This window comes from Burkholderia sp. CpTa8-5 (assembly GCF_017815045.1).
In the GTDB taxonomy this organism is placed as follows: Bacteria; Pseudomonadota; Gammaproteobacteria; order Burkholderiales; family Burkholderiaceae; genus Burkholderia; species Burkholderia sola.
On the sequence record NZ_JAGIQD010000003.1, the window covers coordinates 116,191 to 132,865 of the forward strand.

Annotated in this window: 13 protein-coding genes and 1 pseudogene; 9 read left to right on the plus strand and 5 right to left on the minus strand. The window is 68.8% G+C overall.

Annotated elements, in window-relative coordinates:
- Window positions 1-302 precede the first annotated feature (302 nt).
- The 5 genes from J8I35_RS06750 to J8I35_RS06770 all read right to left on the minus strand — a co-directional run bounded on the left by J8I35_RS06750 (window position 303) and on the right by J8I35_RS06770 (window position 5,149).
- Window positions 303-1,004 (minus strand): DUF2848 domain-containing protein, encoded by a 702-nt coding sequence (locus J8I35_RS06750; RefSeq protein ID WP_209924826.1) that lies wholly within the window; start codon window positions 1,002-1,004, stop codon window positions 303-305.
- A gap of 49 nt (window positions 1,005-1,053) precedes the next feature.
- Window positions 1,054-2,373 carry an MFS transporter gene (locus tag J8I35_RS06755; protein WP_089489528.1) on the minus strand — a complete coding sequence of 440 codons (1,320 nt, stop codon included), beginning with the start codon at window positions 2,371-2,373 and terminating at the stop codon, window positions 1,054-1,056.
- A 57-nt stretch (window positions 2,374-2,430) separates the two neighbouring features.
- Window positions 2,431-3,114 carry a DUF4286 family protein gene (locus J8I35_RS06760; protein ID WP_050017437.1) on the minus strand — a complete coding sequence of 228 codons (684 nt, stop codon included), beginning with the start codon at window positions 3,112-3,114 and terminating at the stop codon, window positions 2,431-2,433.
- Between the two features lie 99 nt (window positions 3,115-3,213).
- Window positions 3,214-4,257 (minus strand): LysR family transcriptional regulator, encoded by a 1,044-nt coding sequence (locus J8I35_RS06765; RefSeq protein ID WP_050017438.1) that lies wholly within the window; start codon window positions 4,255-4,257, stop codon window positions 3,214-3,216.
- Window positions 4,258-4,357: 100 nt separating this feature from the next.
- Window positions 4,358-5,149: an SDR family oxidoreductase gene (locus J8I35_RS06770; protein ID WP_209924827.1), complete on the minus strand. Its 792-nt coding sequence runs from the start codon at window positions 5,147-5,149 to the stop codon at window positions 4,358-4,360.
- 430 nt (window positions 5,150-5,579) lie between these two features.
- Here J8I35_RS06770 and J8I35_RS06775 point away from each other — a divergent pair.
- From J8I35_RS06775 to J8I35_RS06815, 9 genes and pseudogenes are all read left to right on the plus strand, one after another.
- Window positions 5,580-6,455 (plus strand): annotated as a pseudogene (locus J8I35_RS06775) (neutral zinc metallopeptidase).
- A gap of 162 nt (window positions 6,456-6,617) precedes the next feature.
- A complete protein-coding gene (locus J8I35_RS06780) occupies window positions 6,618-7,346 on the plus strand; it encodes a LuxR C-terminal-related transcriptional regulator (RefSeq protein WP_124555969.1) in 729 nt (242 codons plus the stop codon).
- Window positions 7,347-7,496: 150 nt separating this feature from the next.
- A complete protein-coding gene (locus J8I35_RS06785) occupies window positions 7,497-8,999 on the plus strand; it encodes an aldehyde dehydrogenase family protein (RefSeq protein ID WP_050017440.1) in 1,503 nt (500 codons plus the stop codon).
- A 52-nt stretch (window positions 9,000-9,051) separates the two neighbouring features.
- Complete coding sequence (locus J8I35_RS06790) at window positions 9,052-10,392, plus strand: aspartate aminotransferase family protein (protein ID WP_209924828.1); 1,341 nt, start codon at window positions 9,052-9,054, stop codon at window positions 10,390-10,392.
- Window positions 10,393-10,630: 238 nt separating this feature from the next.
- The gene (locus tag J8I35_RS06795; protein ID WP_209924829.1) at window positions 10,631-12,133 is read left to right on the plus strand and encodes an APC family permease; all 1,503 of its coding nucleotides are present in this window, start codon (window positions 10,631-10,633) and stop codon (window positions 12,131-12,133) included.
- Complete coding sequence (locus J8I35_RS06800; protein WP_209924830.1) at window positions 12,130-12,729, plus strand: DUF3156 family protein; 600 nt, start codon at window positions 12,130-12,132, stop codon at window positions 12,727-12,729. Before J8I35_RS06795 ends, J8I35_RS06800 begins: the two co-directional genes overlap by 4 nt.
- A 70-nt stretch (window positions 12,730-12,799) precedes the next feature.
- Window positions 12,800-13,738 (plus strand): helix-turn-helix domain-containing protein, encoded by a 939-nt coding sequence (locus J8I35_RS06805; RefSeq protein ID WP_050017444.1) that lies wholly within the window; start codon window positions 12,800-12,802, stop codon window positions 13,736-13,738.
- 168 nt (window positions 13,739-13,906) lie between these two features.
- Window positions 13,907-15,115 (plus strand): porin, encoded by a 1,209-nt coding sequence (locus J8I35_RS06810; protein ID WP_209924831.1) that lies wholly within the window; start codon window positions 13,907-13,909, stop codon window positions 15,113-15,115.
- 302 nt (window positions 15,116-15,417) lie between these two features.
- Window positions 15,418-16,662 carry an ABC transporter substrate-binding protein gene (locus J8I35_RS06815; protein ID WP_209924832.1) on the plus strand — a complete coding sequence of 415 codons (1,245 nt, stop codon included), beginning with the start codon at window positions 15,418-15,420 and terminating at the stop codon, window positions 16,660-16,662.
- The last annotated feature ends 13 nt before the right edge of the window (window positions 16,663-16,675 follow it).

Here is a 16,675-nt window from a genome sequence, read left to right on the forward strand (position 1 = left end):
AGAATCGAAGCACCCGCGGGACAACAATTTTCCACATACCCGCATGCATCCGATGAGCATCATGTCGCCAACGTCGATCAACGGGAAACGGGGGCGAGATGTTGCATGTTGGCTGGAAAGCGTCGGTTGCGGGAGCAATCATGTTCACATTGAGCGGGTGTACCAACCTGGCCGGTGTGCTGTACTGCGGCAACTCGCAGTTCAACTTCCCGGACTATCACTGCTTTGAGTCGTACAGGTAGGAACAGGCGTCACGACCGACAGCCGTGGTGCCCGCGTCCCGTGCGGTTTTCCGCTCGCCGTCAAGCCACGACCGGCAACGCCTCGACCGCATAACGATGCGCGAGACTGCGTCCGAGCACCGGATCGTGCAGCTCCATCTCGAACGCATCGCCGTCACCCATCGTCGCGATCGTGCCGTGCACGGCGACCGTGCCGCCAAACATCGCGCAGCGCGCGGGCATCGCGCGGCGATCGCCGAACCGCTGCCACAGCGCGTCGGGGGCGAGCAGGCCGCTGACCGCGCCGTGCTGGTACACGATTCGCTCGCCGTCGCGCGTAATCAGCCACGAACGCATCTCGAGCGCATCCCAGTGATCGGCGACCTCCGCATGGCGCCACGCGTCGCGGCCGAGCGGCTTCGCGCACACCTGCTTCGACACGGCGACGCCGTACGCCTCGACTTCGCGATCCGTGTGATCGGAGCCGACCGTGACCAGCGTGCCGGCCGGGCTGTCGACCAGCACGCATTCGATCTCGCCGCCCGAGCGCGCGCCGAGCACGCCGATCGACGGCGCCTGCGTGAGCAGCGCCGACGACACGCGATAGAAGCACGGCGTGGTCGATGGCGGCGCGACGCCGAGCGCCGCGAGCTCGTCGATGTGCGCGCGGATCGCGGCCGGGTCGCGGCCGGCCCAGCCGGCGATCACGACGCGCTCGACGTCGACGTCGACGGCGGCCGGCGCGCGTTGCAGGGAAATCACGTTGAACGACAGGGTGGGCATGCGAATATCCGTTTGAAGTGCGAAGGAACGATTCGGCTCGCGGCGACGCTCAATCCTCGAGCGGCCGGTGCGCGGTCTCGCGCGCGGCGACGAGCGCGATCGACGTGACGACGAGCGCGGCGGTGACGTACAGCGACACGGCGGTCGTCGTGCCCGTCTGCCGGAACAGCGCGGCGATCACGAGCGGCGCGAAGCCGCCGCCGACGATGCCGGCGAGCGTGTACGCGAGCGACGAACCCGCATAGCGCACGCGCGTCGGGAACTGTTCGGTCACGAATGCGCCCTGCGGGCCGTACATCACCGCATGGATCACGAGGCCGATCGCGACGGCCGCGACGATCGCCGCCGGGCGCGCCGAATCGAGCAGCGTGAAAAACACGAACGCCCACACGATCCCGGCCATTGCGCCGACGAGATACACGGGCCGGCGGCCGAAACGATCCGACAGCGCGCCGAAGAACGGCACCGCGAGCGCGTTGCACGCGGTGCCGATCATCACGGCCGTCAGCGCGACGGGGCGCGACAGGTGCAGCACGGTCGTCACGTAGGTCAGCGTGAACACGACGATCAGCGCATACAGCACATCCGAACCGATTCGCGAGCCGCCCGCGATCAGCAGGCGCTTCCAGTGGTACTTCAGCACGTCGGCGACGGGTACTTCGGCGGTCGCGTGCGATTCGGCGAGCTGCTCGAACTGCGGCGTTTCGTCGACGCCGCGACGCACCCAGAAGCCGAACGCGACGAGCAGCGCGCTGGCCGCGAACGGCACGCGCCAGCCCCACGACAGGAAATTGTCGGACGTGGTCGACAGCGTGACGAGCGCGATGCAGCCGGTGCCGAGCAGCGTGCCGAACGACGGGCCGATCTGCGTCCACGACGCGGACAGCCCGCGTCGTTTCTGGTCGCCGTGCTCGACCGACAGCAGCACCGCGCCGGCCCATTCGCCGCCGAGCGCGACGCCCTGCACGAAACGCAGCGCGACGAGCAGGATCGGGCTCAGGATGCCGGCCTGCGCATAGGTCGGCAGCGCGCCCATCAGCGCGGTCGTCACGCCCATCAGCACGAGCGTGAGCATCAGCACCGCGCGGCGGCCGATGCGGTCGCCGAGGTTGCCGAACACGAAGCCGCCGAGCGGGCGCGACACGTAGCCGACCGCATAGGTCGAGAATGCGAGGATCGTGCCGGCCAGCGGATCGACCGACGGGAAGAACAGGTGGTTGAAAACGAGCGCGGCGAGCGTGTTGTAGATCGTGAAGTCGTACCACTCGAGCGACGTGCCGATCATGCTCGCGGTCGCGAGTCGGCTGTTGCGGACACGGCGGGGCGCGTGGGCGGCGGGCTGGGCGAGAGTGCTCATGGTATCGGGCAGGTCGTGACGGGTGACGGGGTGAAGCGCGGGGCCGGCGTGGGTGTCGGCGTCGAGCGTTCAGGCTGGCAGCGCGGCAGCGGCGGCCGGTTCGGTTTCGCGTCGCCGGGCGGGCAGCGGTGCGGCGGCGCGCCACAGCAGGTCGAAGGTGCGCACGTCGTCGTGTGCGGCGAGCGTGGCGGCCACGCGGCGCGTGGCGGCTGCGTCGCTGCCTTCGATCAGCACCAGCGCATCGGCGGCCGGACGGGCGGCTGCCGCGGCGCCGATCGGCGCGGACAGGTCCGGTGACGTGCGGAAGAGCCGCGCGGCGTGGATGCCCGGTTCTTGCAGCGCAGCGTCGAAACGCTCGCGCAGTTGCGGCACGTCGATGCGATCCGGCGGCAGCACGAACAGCGCGAGATGCGCGCCTTCGCCGTCGCCGGCCTCGATCGTCAGCTCGCCGACGCGCCGCTGCGTGCCCGTCATGCGTTCGAAGTTCGCGAGCGACCACGCGGTCTGCTGCGTGAATGCGCGCCGGTACGCATCGCCGTGGAACACGTCGAGCGCGTCCGTCACATACAGTGCGAGGTATCGGCGCGGACCGCCGTCGGTCGCGCGAAACCGCCGCGCATGCGTGAAGCCGGGAATCGCGACACGCTCCTGCATGTGCTCGCGGTCGTACCACGCGTTGAAATCGGCTTCGTGCGCGGGGTCGATATCCGTCCAGACGCAGAGTTGGCCGTGCGGAAGGGAAAGGCGGGTCATCGCGGGGTTCCTCGTGACGGGGATGTCAGGAACCCCAGTGTCCCGAAGAGGGCCCGCGCCCGTCCAACAAGAAAACAAATTCGCGGTGAACAGGTTTTCTTATGAGCGGCGCGGAGGGCGTTTTGCAGCGGGCGCGGCAGACGAGGCGGCTTTCGTCGTGCGCTTCGGCTTCGTTTTCGCACGCGTAGTCGTCTTTGTCGCGGTTGCGCTGCGCGCGGGCGTTGCGTCGACGCGATCGGCGGCGGCCGGCTTCGCGAGGTTCGCGGCAGCCGCCGTCGCACGCGCGACTTCGCTCGCGAGTTCCGCGATGCGCGCGGCGACCGGCAGCCCCTGGCTGCGGTACGTCGCGACGAGCGGCAGCGCCGGGAATTCCGGTTCGACGTCGAGCAGTTCGAGCGTGCCTTCGTGCAGTTCGCGCCCGATGATCGCAGGCGGCAGCGCAGCCACGCCGAGCCCGTCGGCGACGAGGCGGATCATCGCGGCGACCGACGTGATGCAGTTGATGCTGGCCGGCCGTTCGACCGCCGCGAACAGCCGCTCGATCGTCGCGTGCGGCGCCGAGTGGCGCGAGAAGCTGATGATCGGAAACCCGGCCAGGCGCGCGACGTCGAGCGGCTGGCCGCCGAGCCCGAGGCGAGGGCTCGCGGCCCAGCGCACCGGGAATTCGCCCAGCGGCAGGTTCGTGAAGTCCGGGCCCGGCACCGGATCGGTCTGCAGGATCAGGTCGACGCCGTCGGTGCTGAGCAGCCGGATCAGGTGCAGCGTCGTGTCGCTCGTGATCTCGACGTCGAGGCGCGGATAGCGCTCGCGCAGTTGCGCCATCAGCGCGGGGAACCAGCTGTGCACGATCGATTCGATCACGCCGATCCGGATCAGGCCGGCGTCGCTCGCCGCATCGATGTCGCGCCGCATTTCGCCGTCGAGCCGCACGATCCGCTCCGCGTAGGCCAGCATGCGCCGGCCCGCGGGCGTGAGCGTGGCCGAGCGCGTGTTGCGGTCGAACAGGCGCACGTCGAATGCTTCCTCGAGCGAGGCGATGCGGCTCGACACGGCGGCCTGCGTCGTGTGCAGTTTCTCGGCCGTGAGCCGGAAGTTTTCCAGCTTCGCGAGCCAGACGAAGGTTTCCAGAAACCGGATGTTCATCGAATCCCGAACGGTGAGGCGGTGCCGCGCCAGGCGGCGGATCGGGACGATGTTAATGGATTCGGAAGCGAGCAGGCACGCGTGACGCCTTCGGGTGGCGTCAAAGCCGGTCGAACGCGAGCGTCGGCACGTCGACGACCATCGCGCCGCCGTCCGCGACGAGCGTCGCGCCGGTCACGAACGACGCGTCCGGCGACGCCAGGAACGCGCAGACGGCCGCGATCTCGTCGGGATCGGCCGCGCGCCGCAGCGGCACGTCGGCGCTCGCGCGGGCGTACGCATCGTCGAGCGAATCGCCGTGCGCGGCCATCAGCGGTTCCATTTCCGCATCGGCCATCGGCGTGCGGACCCAGCCCGGGCAGACGGCGTTCGCGCGCACGCCGTGCGGGCCGTAGTCGCGTGCGAGCGATCGCGCCAGCCCGAGCAGCGCGTGCTTGCCGACCGTGTAGCCGCATACGCCGGGCCCGGCCGCGAGCGCGGCGATCGACGCGACCAGCACGATATTGCCGCACTGCGCGATCAGGTCGGGCAGGCATGCGCGTGCGCTGACGAATGCGGTATCGAGGTTCGAGTGCATCGCGTCGCGCCACTGCGCGTCGTCGGTTTCGCCCGCGCGGCCGATGCCATGGCCGCCCGCGCATGCGACGAGCGCGTCGACGCGGCCGAAGCGTTCGGCGATGCGCGGCAGGAAGCCGGCCCAGTCGGCGGGGCTGGCGGCGTCGCCGGCCAGCGCGAGCCCGCCCGTTTCGGCAGCCAGTGCGTCGAGCGGTGCCGGACGGCGACCGATCAGCACGACGCGGTCGCCACGGCGGGCAAAGCGGCGCGCGCACGCGGCGCCGATGCCGGTGCCTGCGCCGGTAATCGCGATCGTGCGGGGTGGCGGGTGCGTCATGTCGTTCTCCGGGAGGATGCGTTCCAGCCACTTTAGGCGGCGCCGGCGCGCGCCGGTATCCGCCGAAAGGATGAACGCCGGTCGTCCGGACGACCGAGCCCAGCCGGCCGAGGCCCATTTTGCAAAGGCTGACGATGTCCGCCGCCGAATCGCTCTATCCTCCACATTTTTGCGATAAGCCGCGAAAGCCCGGCAAAATAGCGTGAGCGGGCGCGTGCAACGACGCGCGGCGCGTCGGCGGTCGATTCCGTCGTACGAATGGCGCGGCCAGCAAGGGCGCGGCCGGCAAGGGCGCGGCAGGCCGGATCGGTGCGGCCGGGCGCCCGAAGCGCAGGTATCGCGTCCGCCGACGGCTCGTGTCGCCACGGCGTATCGCCCGGTTGCGCGCTGGCGCGGCCGGACCATCGACAAGAACAGGGAGGGGCCGGCAATGAGGCTGGACGACGAAAGAGAAAGCGCCAACGTCGAGGATCGACGCGGCGGCGGGTTCGGCGGTGGGCGCGCGACGATCGGCATCGGCACGATCGTGGTCGCGCTGGCCGCATCGTATTTCTTCGGGATCGACCCGCGCGTCGTGCTCGAAGGCGCGTCGGCGCTGCAGGGCAGGCAGCAGCAGGCGCAGCCCGCGCCGACCCAGCATCAGGGCGCGCCGGCGAACGATCCGGGCGCGGTGTTTACGCGCAAGGTGCTCGGCAATATCGAACGCACGTGGACGGGCGTGTTCAACACGCAACTGCACGCACAGTACCAACCGCCGAAGCTCGTGATGTTCACGAACTCGACGCCGACCGCGTGCGGCACCGGCCAGACCGCGATGGGGCCGTTTTACTGCCCGGGTGACCGCAACGTGTATATCGATCTCGGCTTCTACGACGAACTGCGCAAGCGTTTCGGCGCGGGCGGCGATTTCGCGCAGGCCTACGTGATCGCGCACGAAGTCGGCCACCACGTGCAGAACCTGCTCGGCATCGCCGACAAGGTCGACGCCGCGCGCCGGCGGTCGAGCTAGTCGCGTGCGAATGCGCTGTCGGTACGGATGGAACTCCAGGCCGACTGCTTTGCCGGCGTGTGGGCGAACAACGCGCAGCGCGCGAACCAGCGGCTGATGGAGCCCGGCGATTTCGAGCAGGGGCTGAAGGCGGCGGCCGCGATCGGCGACGACCGGCTGCAGCAGCAAGGGCAAGGCTACGTCGTGCCCGAAAGCTTCACGCACGGCACGAGCGAGCAGCGCGTGTACTGGCTGCGGCGCGGGATGGAGTCGGGTGAGGTGAGCGCCTGCGACACGTTCGCCGCGAACGCGCGCTGAACCAAGGCGCGCGCCCCTTCGCGCGCCCGTATCGTCCCGGTTGAACCGGCCGCCCTGGCCGGCCCGGGACGAATTGCCGATTTGTGCTCACCGGCGCTTTTCGGCGTCGGTACGCTGGCCCGGACGTCGAGATTCGATGCATTCGCGCGCCAGCCGATTCCCATGCCTACCTTGTCCGCCCCCACCGACCACGCTCCCGCCGATTGGCGACGCGCGCTGCGCGCATGCGTGGACGCGTTCGACGCGTTCGCGAGCCCGTCGGCGATCGTGTTCTACCGGCTCGACCAGAGCGGCGAGCCGGCCGATTTCGAACTGTTCGGGATGCCGGAATCGATGCACCGCACCTATATTGCCCGCTACCGGATGCTCGATCCGCTGCATCCGTCGCGCTGCGCGGCGGGCGAATGCGCGGTCGTCACGCTCGCGTCCCAACTGCCCGACGAACGACGCGCTGCGTCCGCGTACTGGACCCGTTTTCTGCGGCGGCACGACGTGGCCGACGTCGTCGAGATCTGGCTGCGGGACGCGGGCCGGACGGTCGGCGCGTTCTCGCTGCTGCGCTTCGGCATCGGCGATGCGAACGGCAACGGCACCGCACGACGGTTCGCGCCCGGCGAGATCGACGCGCTCGCGCGGCTGCAGCCGGTCGCTGAAGCCGCGCTGAGCCCGCTGCTGCGTGCACGGCGCGGGATTCATCAGATCGCCTGCGAGGAGCGGCTTACCTACCGAGAGGAACAAATCGCGCGGCTCGTGCGAGACGGCCGCTCGAACAAGGAGATCGCGCGCGATCTCGCGCTCGGGCCGCCGACGATCAAGACGCACCTGATGCGGATGTACCGCAAGCTCGGCGTGTCGAATCGCACGGAGCTGGTCGGGGCGTTGTTCCTGTAATCGGGATCGCGCGGCACGCTGCGCGATCGTCTTGCCGATCACGCGCTGCCAATTTGCGCTCACCGGGCGTGAATCCTCGTCGATACAGTGGTCCGACACCCGCGTGCCTCACCGGCCCGCGGTCCAGCCACGACAATCAACGAGACGCCCATGAGCAACACGAACTTCGTCGCCGTCAGCGACACCGTGCGCACCTTCGTTGCGCGCGACTTCGGCCTCTTCATCGACGGTGCCATGCAGCCCGCGCACGCGGCTGCCCGGCTCGACGTGTACGACCCCGCCACGGGCGAGCGGCTCGCGACCGTCGCCGATGCAGATGAACACGACGTCGACCGCGCGGTCGCCAGCGCGAAACACGCGTTCGACGCGCGCGTGTGGAGCGGGCTGCGGCCGGCCGACCGCGAACGCATCCTGCTGAAACTCGCGGACCTGATCGAAGCCGACGCCGAAACGCTCGCGCAACTCGAAACACTGAACCAGGGCAAGTCGATTCACGTGTCGCGCGCGGTCGAAGTCGGCGCGAGCGTCGAATACGTGCGCTACATGGCCGGCTGGGCGACCAAGATCACCGGCCAGACGCTCGACGTGTCGATCCCGTTCCCGCCCGGCGCGCGCTATACGGCCTATACGCGCAAGGAGCCCGTCGGCGTGGTCGCCGCGATCGTGCCGTGGAATTTCCCGCTGATGATCGCGGTGTGGAAGCTGATTCCCGCGCTCGCGGCCGGCTGCACGATCGTGCTGAAGCCGTCGCCGGAAACGCCGCTCACCGCGCTGCGGCTCGCCGAACTGGCCCGCGAAGCCGGCGTGCCGCCCGGCGTGTTCAACGTGGTCACGGGCGGGCGCGTCTGCGGTTCGGCGCTCGCGAGCCACCCGTCGATCGCGAAGATCTCGTTCACGGGGTCGACCGCGACCGGCAAGCTGGTTGGCGCGGCGGCCGTGCAGAACATGACGCGCTTCTCGCTCGAACTCGGCGGCAAGAACCCGATCGTGATGCTCGACGACGTCGACGTCGCGCAGGCGCTCGATGGCGTCGCCGCCGGCGCGTTCTTCAACCAGGGGCAGGTGTGCGCGGCCGCGTCCCGCATCTATGTGCATCGCAGCAAGTTCGCGCAACTCGCGGACGGGCTCGCCGGTGTCGCGCAGTCGATGAAGCTCGGTGCGGGCCTCGATACGACCGCGCAGATCAATCCGCTGGTATCCGCGCACCATCGCGACAAGGTCGTCCAGCATATCGAGGGCGCGCGCCGGGCGGGCCTCACGTTCCTCGCGGGCGGCACGCCGGCCGACGATCTGCCCGGCTACTACGTGAAGCCGGCCGTGATCGCCGATCCGCACCCGGACAGCGCGATCGTCCACGACGAGGTATTCGGCCCGGTGATCGTCGTCGTGCCGTTCGACGACGCGGCCGATGCGATACGCCTCGCGAATGCGTCGCCGTACGGCCTCGCCGCGAGCATCTGGAGCAACGACCTGACACGCGTGATGAACCTCGTGCCGCGGATCGAGGCCGGCACCGTGTGGGTGAACTGCCATATCCCGCTCGATCCGTCGATGCCGTTCGGCGGCTACAAGCAATCGGGCATCGGCCGCGAATTCGGCCAGTACGCGATCGAAGGCTTCACCGAAACCAAATCCGTCTGCATCGCGCATTGACGCGCGGGCCCATCCAAAAACCGCAAAAACCGATCCGACAGTGGAGATTGCAATGAGCTACAACGAAGCGAAATTCTGGCATCCGATGCTGCACCCGAACGAAATGAAACAGCGCAAGCCGATCCGCATCGTGCGCGGCGACGGCTGCTACGTGTTCGACGAACAGGGGCGCAAGCTCGTCGACGGCGTCGCGGGCCTGTGGAACGTGAACGTCGGCCACAACCGCCAGGAAGTGAAGGACGCGATCGTGCGTCAGCTCGACGAGCTCGAATACTTCCAGCTGTTCGACGGCATTTCGCATCCGCGTGCGGAGGAGCTGTCGAAGAAGCTGATCGACATGCTCGAACCGGAAGAGATGCGCCGCGTGCTGTACAGCTCGGGCGGCTCCGATTCGATCGAGACCGCGCTGAAGATCGCGCGCCAGTACTGGAAGGTGCGCGGCCAGGCCGATCGCACGAAGTTCATCTCGCTGAAGCAGGGGTATCACGGCACGCATTTCGGCGGCGCGTCGGTGAACGGCAATACGGTGTTCCGCCGCAACTACGAGCCGAACCTGCCCGGCTGCTTCCACGTCGAGACGCCGTGGCTGTACCGCAACCCGTTCACGCAGGACCCGGAGGAACTCGGCCGGATCTGCGCGGAAATGCTCGAGCGCGAGATCCAGTTCCAGAGCCCGGACACCGTCGCCGCGTTCATCGCGGAACCGATCCAGGGCGCAGGCGGCGTGATCGTGCCGCCGGCCAATTACTGGCCGCTGGTGCGCGAGGTGTGCGACCGCTACGGCGTGCTGCTGATCGCCGACGAAGTCGTGACGGGCTTCGGCCGCAGCGGCAGTCTGTTCGGCAGTCGCGGCTGGGGCGTGCGCCCGGACATCATGTGTCTCGCGAAGGGGATTTCGTCGGGCTACGTGCCGCTCGGCGCGACGGTCGTGAACGCGCGGATCGAGGACGCGTTTGCCGCGAATGCCGATTTCGGCGGCGCGATCATGCACGGCTACACGTACGCCGGCCACCCGGTCGCATGCGCGGCCGCGATCGCGAGCCTCGACATCGTCGTGAAGGAAGACCTGCCGGCGAATGCGGCGAAGCAGGGCGCGTATCTGCTCGAAGCGCTGCAGTCGTTCGCGGAACGCTTCGCGGCGGTCGGCGAGGTGCGCGGCAAGGGGCTGATGCTCGCGCTCGATCTCGTCGCGAACAAGGACACGCGCGAGCCGATCGATCCGCTGTCGGGCTATGCGAATGCGGTCGCGGAAGTCGCGCGCGAGAACGGCGTGCTGGTGCGCCCGGTCGGCACGAAGATCATCCTGTCGCCGCCGCTCGTGATCCAGCGCGAACAGCTCGACCGGATCGTCGACGCGCTCGCGGCCGGCTTCGAGGCCGTGCCGTTCGCGTGACGGCGTGAGCGCATGGCGGCCAGCCCGCGGCGGCGGGTAAACGCCAGCGCGGGTTTGCCGATTTGCGCTATGACCGGATTATTTTGCCTGCGTATTTTTTCGACATCGGATCACGCCGTGATCGGCGAGGGGCCCCGGGAATCGACGCGCTGAAGCACCGCCCGGGGCCGACCGCACAGCATCTGGCCCCGGCCGCCGACGAAGCGCCGGTTCGGGCCAACCCACGAAGGAGACAACGATGTCGGGATGGTCGGGAATGACCGGCGCCGCGGGCGATACGTCCGCCGGCTCGCCGGCTGAAGCAGGCGGCGGCGCCGCATTGAAGGCCGGGGCGGTCGGTTTTCCGACCGCGCTGGCGAGCGCGGTCGGGCTCATCATGGCGAGCCCGGTGATCCTCACCGCGACGTCGGGCTTCGGGATGGGCGGCTGGGCGTTCGCGGTCGCGATGATCATCGCGTTCGTGATGATGCAGGCGCAGGCCACCACGTTCTCCGAAGCCGCCGCGATGCTGCCGACGGCCGGCTCGGTTTACGATTACCTGTCGTGCGGGCTCGGCCGCTTCTGGGCGATCACCGGCACGATTTCCGCGTATTTCCTCGTGCACGTGTTCGCCGGCACCGCGGAGACGATCCTGAGCGGGATCATGGCGCTCGTGAACTTCGAATCGCTGAACGCCGCGTTCGAGAAGCACAACAGTTCGTGGCTCGTCGGCGTCGGCCTCGTGGTCACGTTCGCGATCACCAACATCATCGGCATCAAGGTGTTCAGCAAGCTCGAGATCGTGCTGACGGCCGGCATGTGGCTGTCGCTGATGATCTTCGGGATCCTCGGGCTCGCGGCCGCGCCGGCCGTGCATCTCGACGGCTGGTTCGGCGGGTCGGAAGTCGGCACGTCGATCCCGGCCGTGCTGTCGCTGGTCGGGATGGCGATGTTCATGTTCGTCGGCTGCGAGTTCGTCACGCCGCTCGCGCCGGAAATGAAGGCGCCGGGCCGCACGATCCCGCGCGCGATGGCGCTCGGCCTCGTCGGCGTCGCGATCTGCATGTTCCTGTACGGCGCGGCGATCCGCCGCCAGGTCCCGAACGTGCCGGTGAGCCCCGACGGCCTTACGCATTTGCTCGACACGCCGGGCGCGATTCCCGCGTTCGCGCTGCAGGTGCTCGGGCCGTTCGGGCGGATCTGGTTCGGCATCGCGTTCCTGTGCGCGGGCGCCGCGACGATCAACACGCTGATGGCCGGGCTGCCGCGCATCCTGTACGGGATGGCGATCGACGGCGCGCTGCCGCGCTGCTTCGCGTACCTGCATCCGCGTTTCAAGACGCCGGTGGTCGGTATCGTCGCGTCGGCGATCGTGCCGATCTTCCATGCGTGGCTGGTCAACGGCAATCTCGACAGCATCCTGCATCTCGTGCTCGCCGCGACCTGCGCATGGGGCACCGCGTACCTGCTCGTCACCGCGTCGGTCGTGATGCTGCGCATCCGCCGGCCGGACTTGCCGCGGCCGTACCGTTCGCCGCTGTTCCCGCTGCCGCAGATCGTGTCGAGCGTCGGGATCGTGCTCGCGATCTGGTACATCACGCCGCCCGGCATGAACGCGCGCGACATCTACGTGCCGTTCGGCGCGATGCTGGGGCTCACCGCGCTGTACGCGCTGTTCTGGACGCTCGTCGTGCAGCGCCGGCATCCGTTCAGGCCGGTGCCGGTCGAGGACGTGCTGCGCAACGAGCACGTCGCATCGTGAAGGCCGCGCTCGCCCGGTGGCGCGCGGTGCCCGATGCGCCGCCGCCTGGCCATCGGCCCGGCGTGATCGCCGCGCGCGTGCTCGCCGATCTGCGGGCCGTGCGCGATGCCGGTGGTGCCGGGGGTGGAGTCGGCGGCGTCACGGCGCGGCTGCCGAACGGCGTGCGCGTCAGCATCGACGAGCGCGTCGAGCGCCAGTTCCTGATGCATACGGTCAGCGTGAAGGTGACGGCGGCCGCCCGAGGCCCGGCCGCGCAAGGCAGCGCGCGCGTGCGGCAGACCGGCTGGCTGCGCTGCACGGGCATCGATGCCGCGCCCATGTCCGGATGCGACCCCGTATTCATCGACACGCTGGCCGCGCTGCTTGCCGAGCCGTCGCTGGCCGACGCGCTGCGGCCGCTGCACTTCACCGACTGCGCGATCGACGCGCGCGACGGCCGCTGGACGCTCGCGATCGTGCCGTTCGGCGGCAGCGAGGTCGTGAACCGGATGCCGTCGTTTCGCCGCTATGTCAGGCTGATCGACGCGCAGGCCGCCGCGCTGTCGGGGGCCTGTCTTGCATTCGAAACCGCACTACGCAGGAATTTGCGAGGGTAAGCTGTGGCGATGCGTGCCGTGCGAACCCGGCGGCCGCATCCAGCACCCCAGGGTTTTACCGGAGACGCCGATGCTGTTCCAGTCCCGCTCACACGAAGACGTGCACGATCACGGGCTCGCGATCGCGGGCTGGCATCAGGTCTACCGTCAGATGACGCCGGGCCGCTTCAAGGGCACCGTCACGCAGGTGCTGTACGACGATTTCCACTTCTTCCGCGAGACGACCAACCGCCGCGTTGCGCAAACCGGGCTTGCGCCGGTCGGGCGCACGTCGCTCGCGGTGCCGCTGTCCGTGCCGCTCGCGGGTACGTTCCAGGGCCAGCCCGTCGACGGCTATGCGCTGCTCGCGCTGCGCGCCGGCGAGGATTTCGAATTCCATACGCCGGAAGGGATGGGGCTCGTCGGGATCAGCGCGGCGTCCGACATGATCGACGAGCTGTGCGAAGCCGAATTCGGCGCGGCCGCCGCGCGCAGGCTGCGGCACGTGACGCGGCTGTCCGACGCGCAGGGCGTCGCGCTCGGCGTGCGGCTGTCGGCGCTGATCGACGATGCGCAGCGCAACCCGGGCTGCCTCGAATATGCGGCGACCCGCAAGATGTTTCGCGACGCGATGCTCGGCATGTTCCTCGACGCGCTCGAACAGGGCATCGGCGTCGAGCGTCGCGACATCACGCATGCGACCTACAGCGATATCGTAAGCCGCTGCGAGAAGCATCTGCGCGAGCGGCCCGAAGAACCCGTCACCGTGCTCGAACTGTGCCGCGCGCTGCGCTGCAGCCGCCGCACGCTGCAAACGAGCTTCCAGCGCGTGGCCGACGTCACGCCGGTCGGCTACCTGCGCACGATCCGGCTGAACGCGGTGCGTCGCCTGCTGCGCACGACGCCGGTGCAGCAGCTCGGCGTCGGCGAAGCCGCCGCGAGCTGGGGTTTCACGCATCTCGGCTATTTCGCGCGCGAGTATCGCGACCTGTTCGGCGAGTTGCCTTCCCAGACGACGCGTCCCGCATGACGTACGCGCATTGTGACGGCACCCCCCGGGCGCCGTCGCGAGCCGCACCCTCCACCATTTGCTGATTTGGGATAGAGGTCCGGAATTTTCGCTGGATAAAGTCCTGCCACCCATATCGACAACACCATCGGTTTGCACTGCGAACCGATGACCATTGAGGGGCGGGACATGAAGAACGGACGACGACTGACCGCAGCCGCGGCCATGCTGGGTTGCATGCACGCACACGCGCAAACCTCCGGCAGCGTGACGCTGTACGGCACCGTGGATACCGGCATCATCTATTCGACGAACCAGCAGTTCACGCGCGCCGACGGCAGCACGGGCGGCGGCCATGCATGGCAGATGGGCGGCGGCAACCTCGTGCCGTCCCGCTTCGGCTTCCAGGGCGCCGAGCCGCTCGGCGGCGGGCTCAGCGCGGTGTTCTCGCTCGAGCAGCAGTTTCTGTCCGCGAACGGGCAGGCGCTGCAAGGCGGCACGGCGTTCAGCCGGCAGGCATGGGTCGGGCTGCGCCAGGATTCGATCGGCACGCTCGGCCTCGGCCGGCAATACGACTCGTACACCGACATGCTCGGCGCGTATGTGTCGAGCAACAACTGGGCGACGCCGTACGGCTCGCATCTCGGCGACGTCGACAACCTGAATGCCGCATTCAACTTCAACAACGCGGTGAAGTTCACCAGCGCCGATTTCAACGGCCTCACGTTCGGCGGCACGTTCAGCTTCGGCGGGCAAGCCGGGGATTTTTCCGCGAAGCGCGGCTATGCGGTAGCCGCGACGTACACGCGTGCGCCGGTGGCGTTCTCGGTCGGCTACCTCGACCTGCAGCAGCCGCTCGACGCGGCGCTCGGCGGCGCGAGCGGCTATATTGGCGATTTCGCGTGCAGCAACCCGGGCGCGATGTATTGCCTGCTGCAGGATGCGGGCTCGATGCGCGCGTTCGGCGCGGGCGGGTCGGTCACGTTCGGCGCGGCGACGGTCGCGCTGACCTATACGCATACGCGTCTCGGCGACAGCCGCTATTTCTCGACCGCCGCGCAGCCGCACACGCAGGCGTTCACGTTCGACATCGGCGAACTGAACGTCACGTACATGTTCACGCCGGCGCTGCAGGGCGGCGTTGCGTACATCTTCAATGCCGCCCATACGGACGGGCGCGGCACGACGCGCTTCCACCAACTGAACGTCGGCACGAACTACAGCCTGTCGAAGCGCACCGCGCTGTATGCGGTCGCGATCGGCCAGATCGCGAGCGGCACGGGGCTCGGCACCGATGCGGACGGCAACGCGGCGAACTACGCGCAGATTCCGGTGCTCGCGAACAGCAATTCGAGCCGGCAACTGGCAGTGATGGCCGGGATTCGTGTGAACTTTTGATGCTGGATGCGGCTGGCGGCGGCACGTCGGTCGCGTGCCGCCGTGCTGCCTTCGCGCGCATGGTCCGGCGCCGGTCGAGTGATGGAAAGCGAGGCTTGCAAAAAACCGTCCGTATGCTTGACTGAATGGACCCGGATTGACGGAACGCGCGCGTCAGGTCGCCCGGCTTTGCGCGTTGCCACAATACCTTCACGGTCTGCGTGAACAATGGCGACGCTTCACGCGACCCGACGTGTCGCCGGCGTTGCACACGTGTGCAACGCATGACCGTTCCGCTCCATACGCCGATCGAGAGAGACCACATGACCCTGCTGAGCCGCCTGCGCGCGCTGTCCGCCGCCGTTGCGCTGTCCTTCGCCGCCACGCACGCTTTCGCGGCGGATCTCGTCATCGCGGGACGCGACGACATCTACGGCAAGGGGCTCGCCGACGCCTTCGCCGGTTTCACCAAGCTGCATCCGGGCACCGAGATCGAGCTGCTCAAGCTGCCGAACGCGAACCTGTACCAGAAGCTGAAGCTGTCGATGCGCGAAGGCACCGGCGCGTACGACCTCGTGATGATGGACGATACGTGGGCGCCCGAATTCATCGGCAACGGCTGGCTGAAGCCGCTGCCCGCATCGCTCGCCGATGCCGATCTCGTGCCGTCCGCCGTCGCGCTCGGCCGCAATGCGGCCGGCGCGCTGTACGCGCTGCCGATCGTCGGCAACGTCGAGATGTTCGCGTATCGCAAGGACCTGCTCGCGAAGTACAAGCTGCAGCCGCCGCGCAACTGGGACGACGTGCTGAAGATCGCACAGACCGTCGGCGGCGCGGACAAGAGCGTGTCGGGCGTCGTGTTCCGCGGCACGAAGGGCAACCCGGTCGTCACGGGCTTCTTGCCGATCCTGTGGGCATACGGCGGCGACGTGTTCGACCGTGCCGGCAACGTGACGATCGATTCGCGCGAAGCGCAGGCCGCGCTGAAGACGTTCCTCGCGCTGAAGGCGTTCGCGCCGAAGGACGTCGACGTGTACGGCGCGGCCGAAGTGCGCGACGCGCTGCAACGCGGCACGGCCGCGCAGTCGATCGAGGTATGGCCCGCGTGGGTGCCGGCGCTCGACGACGCGAAGCAGTCGCGCGTGGTCGGGCAGATCGCGCTGCAGCCGCCGCCGGGGCAGACCGCGGGCCCGGCCCCGATGCTCGGCATCTGGCAGATGGGTATTCCGAAGGACGCGCCGCACGCGAAGCTCGCGCAGGACTTCCTCGCTTACCTGACCGCACGCGATACGCAGACGCGCCTCGCCGGCATCGGCATTCCGCCGACCCGCCGCAGCGTGTTCAACGATCCGGCGCTGGTGCGCCAGTACCGCTGGTATCCCGATCAACTGAAGGCGCTCGAGGCCGGCCGTGCGCGGCCGCGCGTGACGGACTGGCAGCAGGTCGAGAGCATTCTCGGCGACCAGTTGCAGCTTGCGCTGACGGGGCAGGCCGCGCCCGACGCCGCGCTGCGCCAGGCGCAGCAGAAGATCGCGCAGGCGACGGCCGCGGCCGCGGCCGGCAAGTGACCGCGCACGTCAA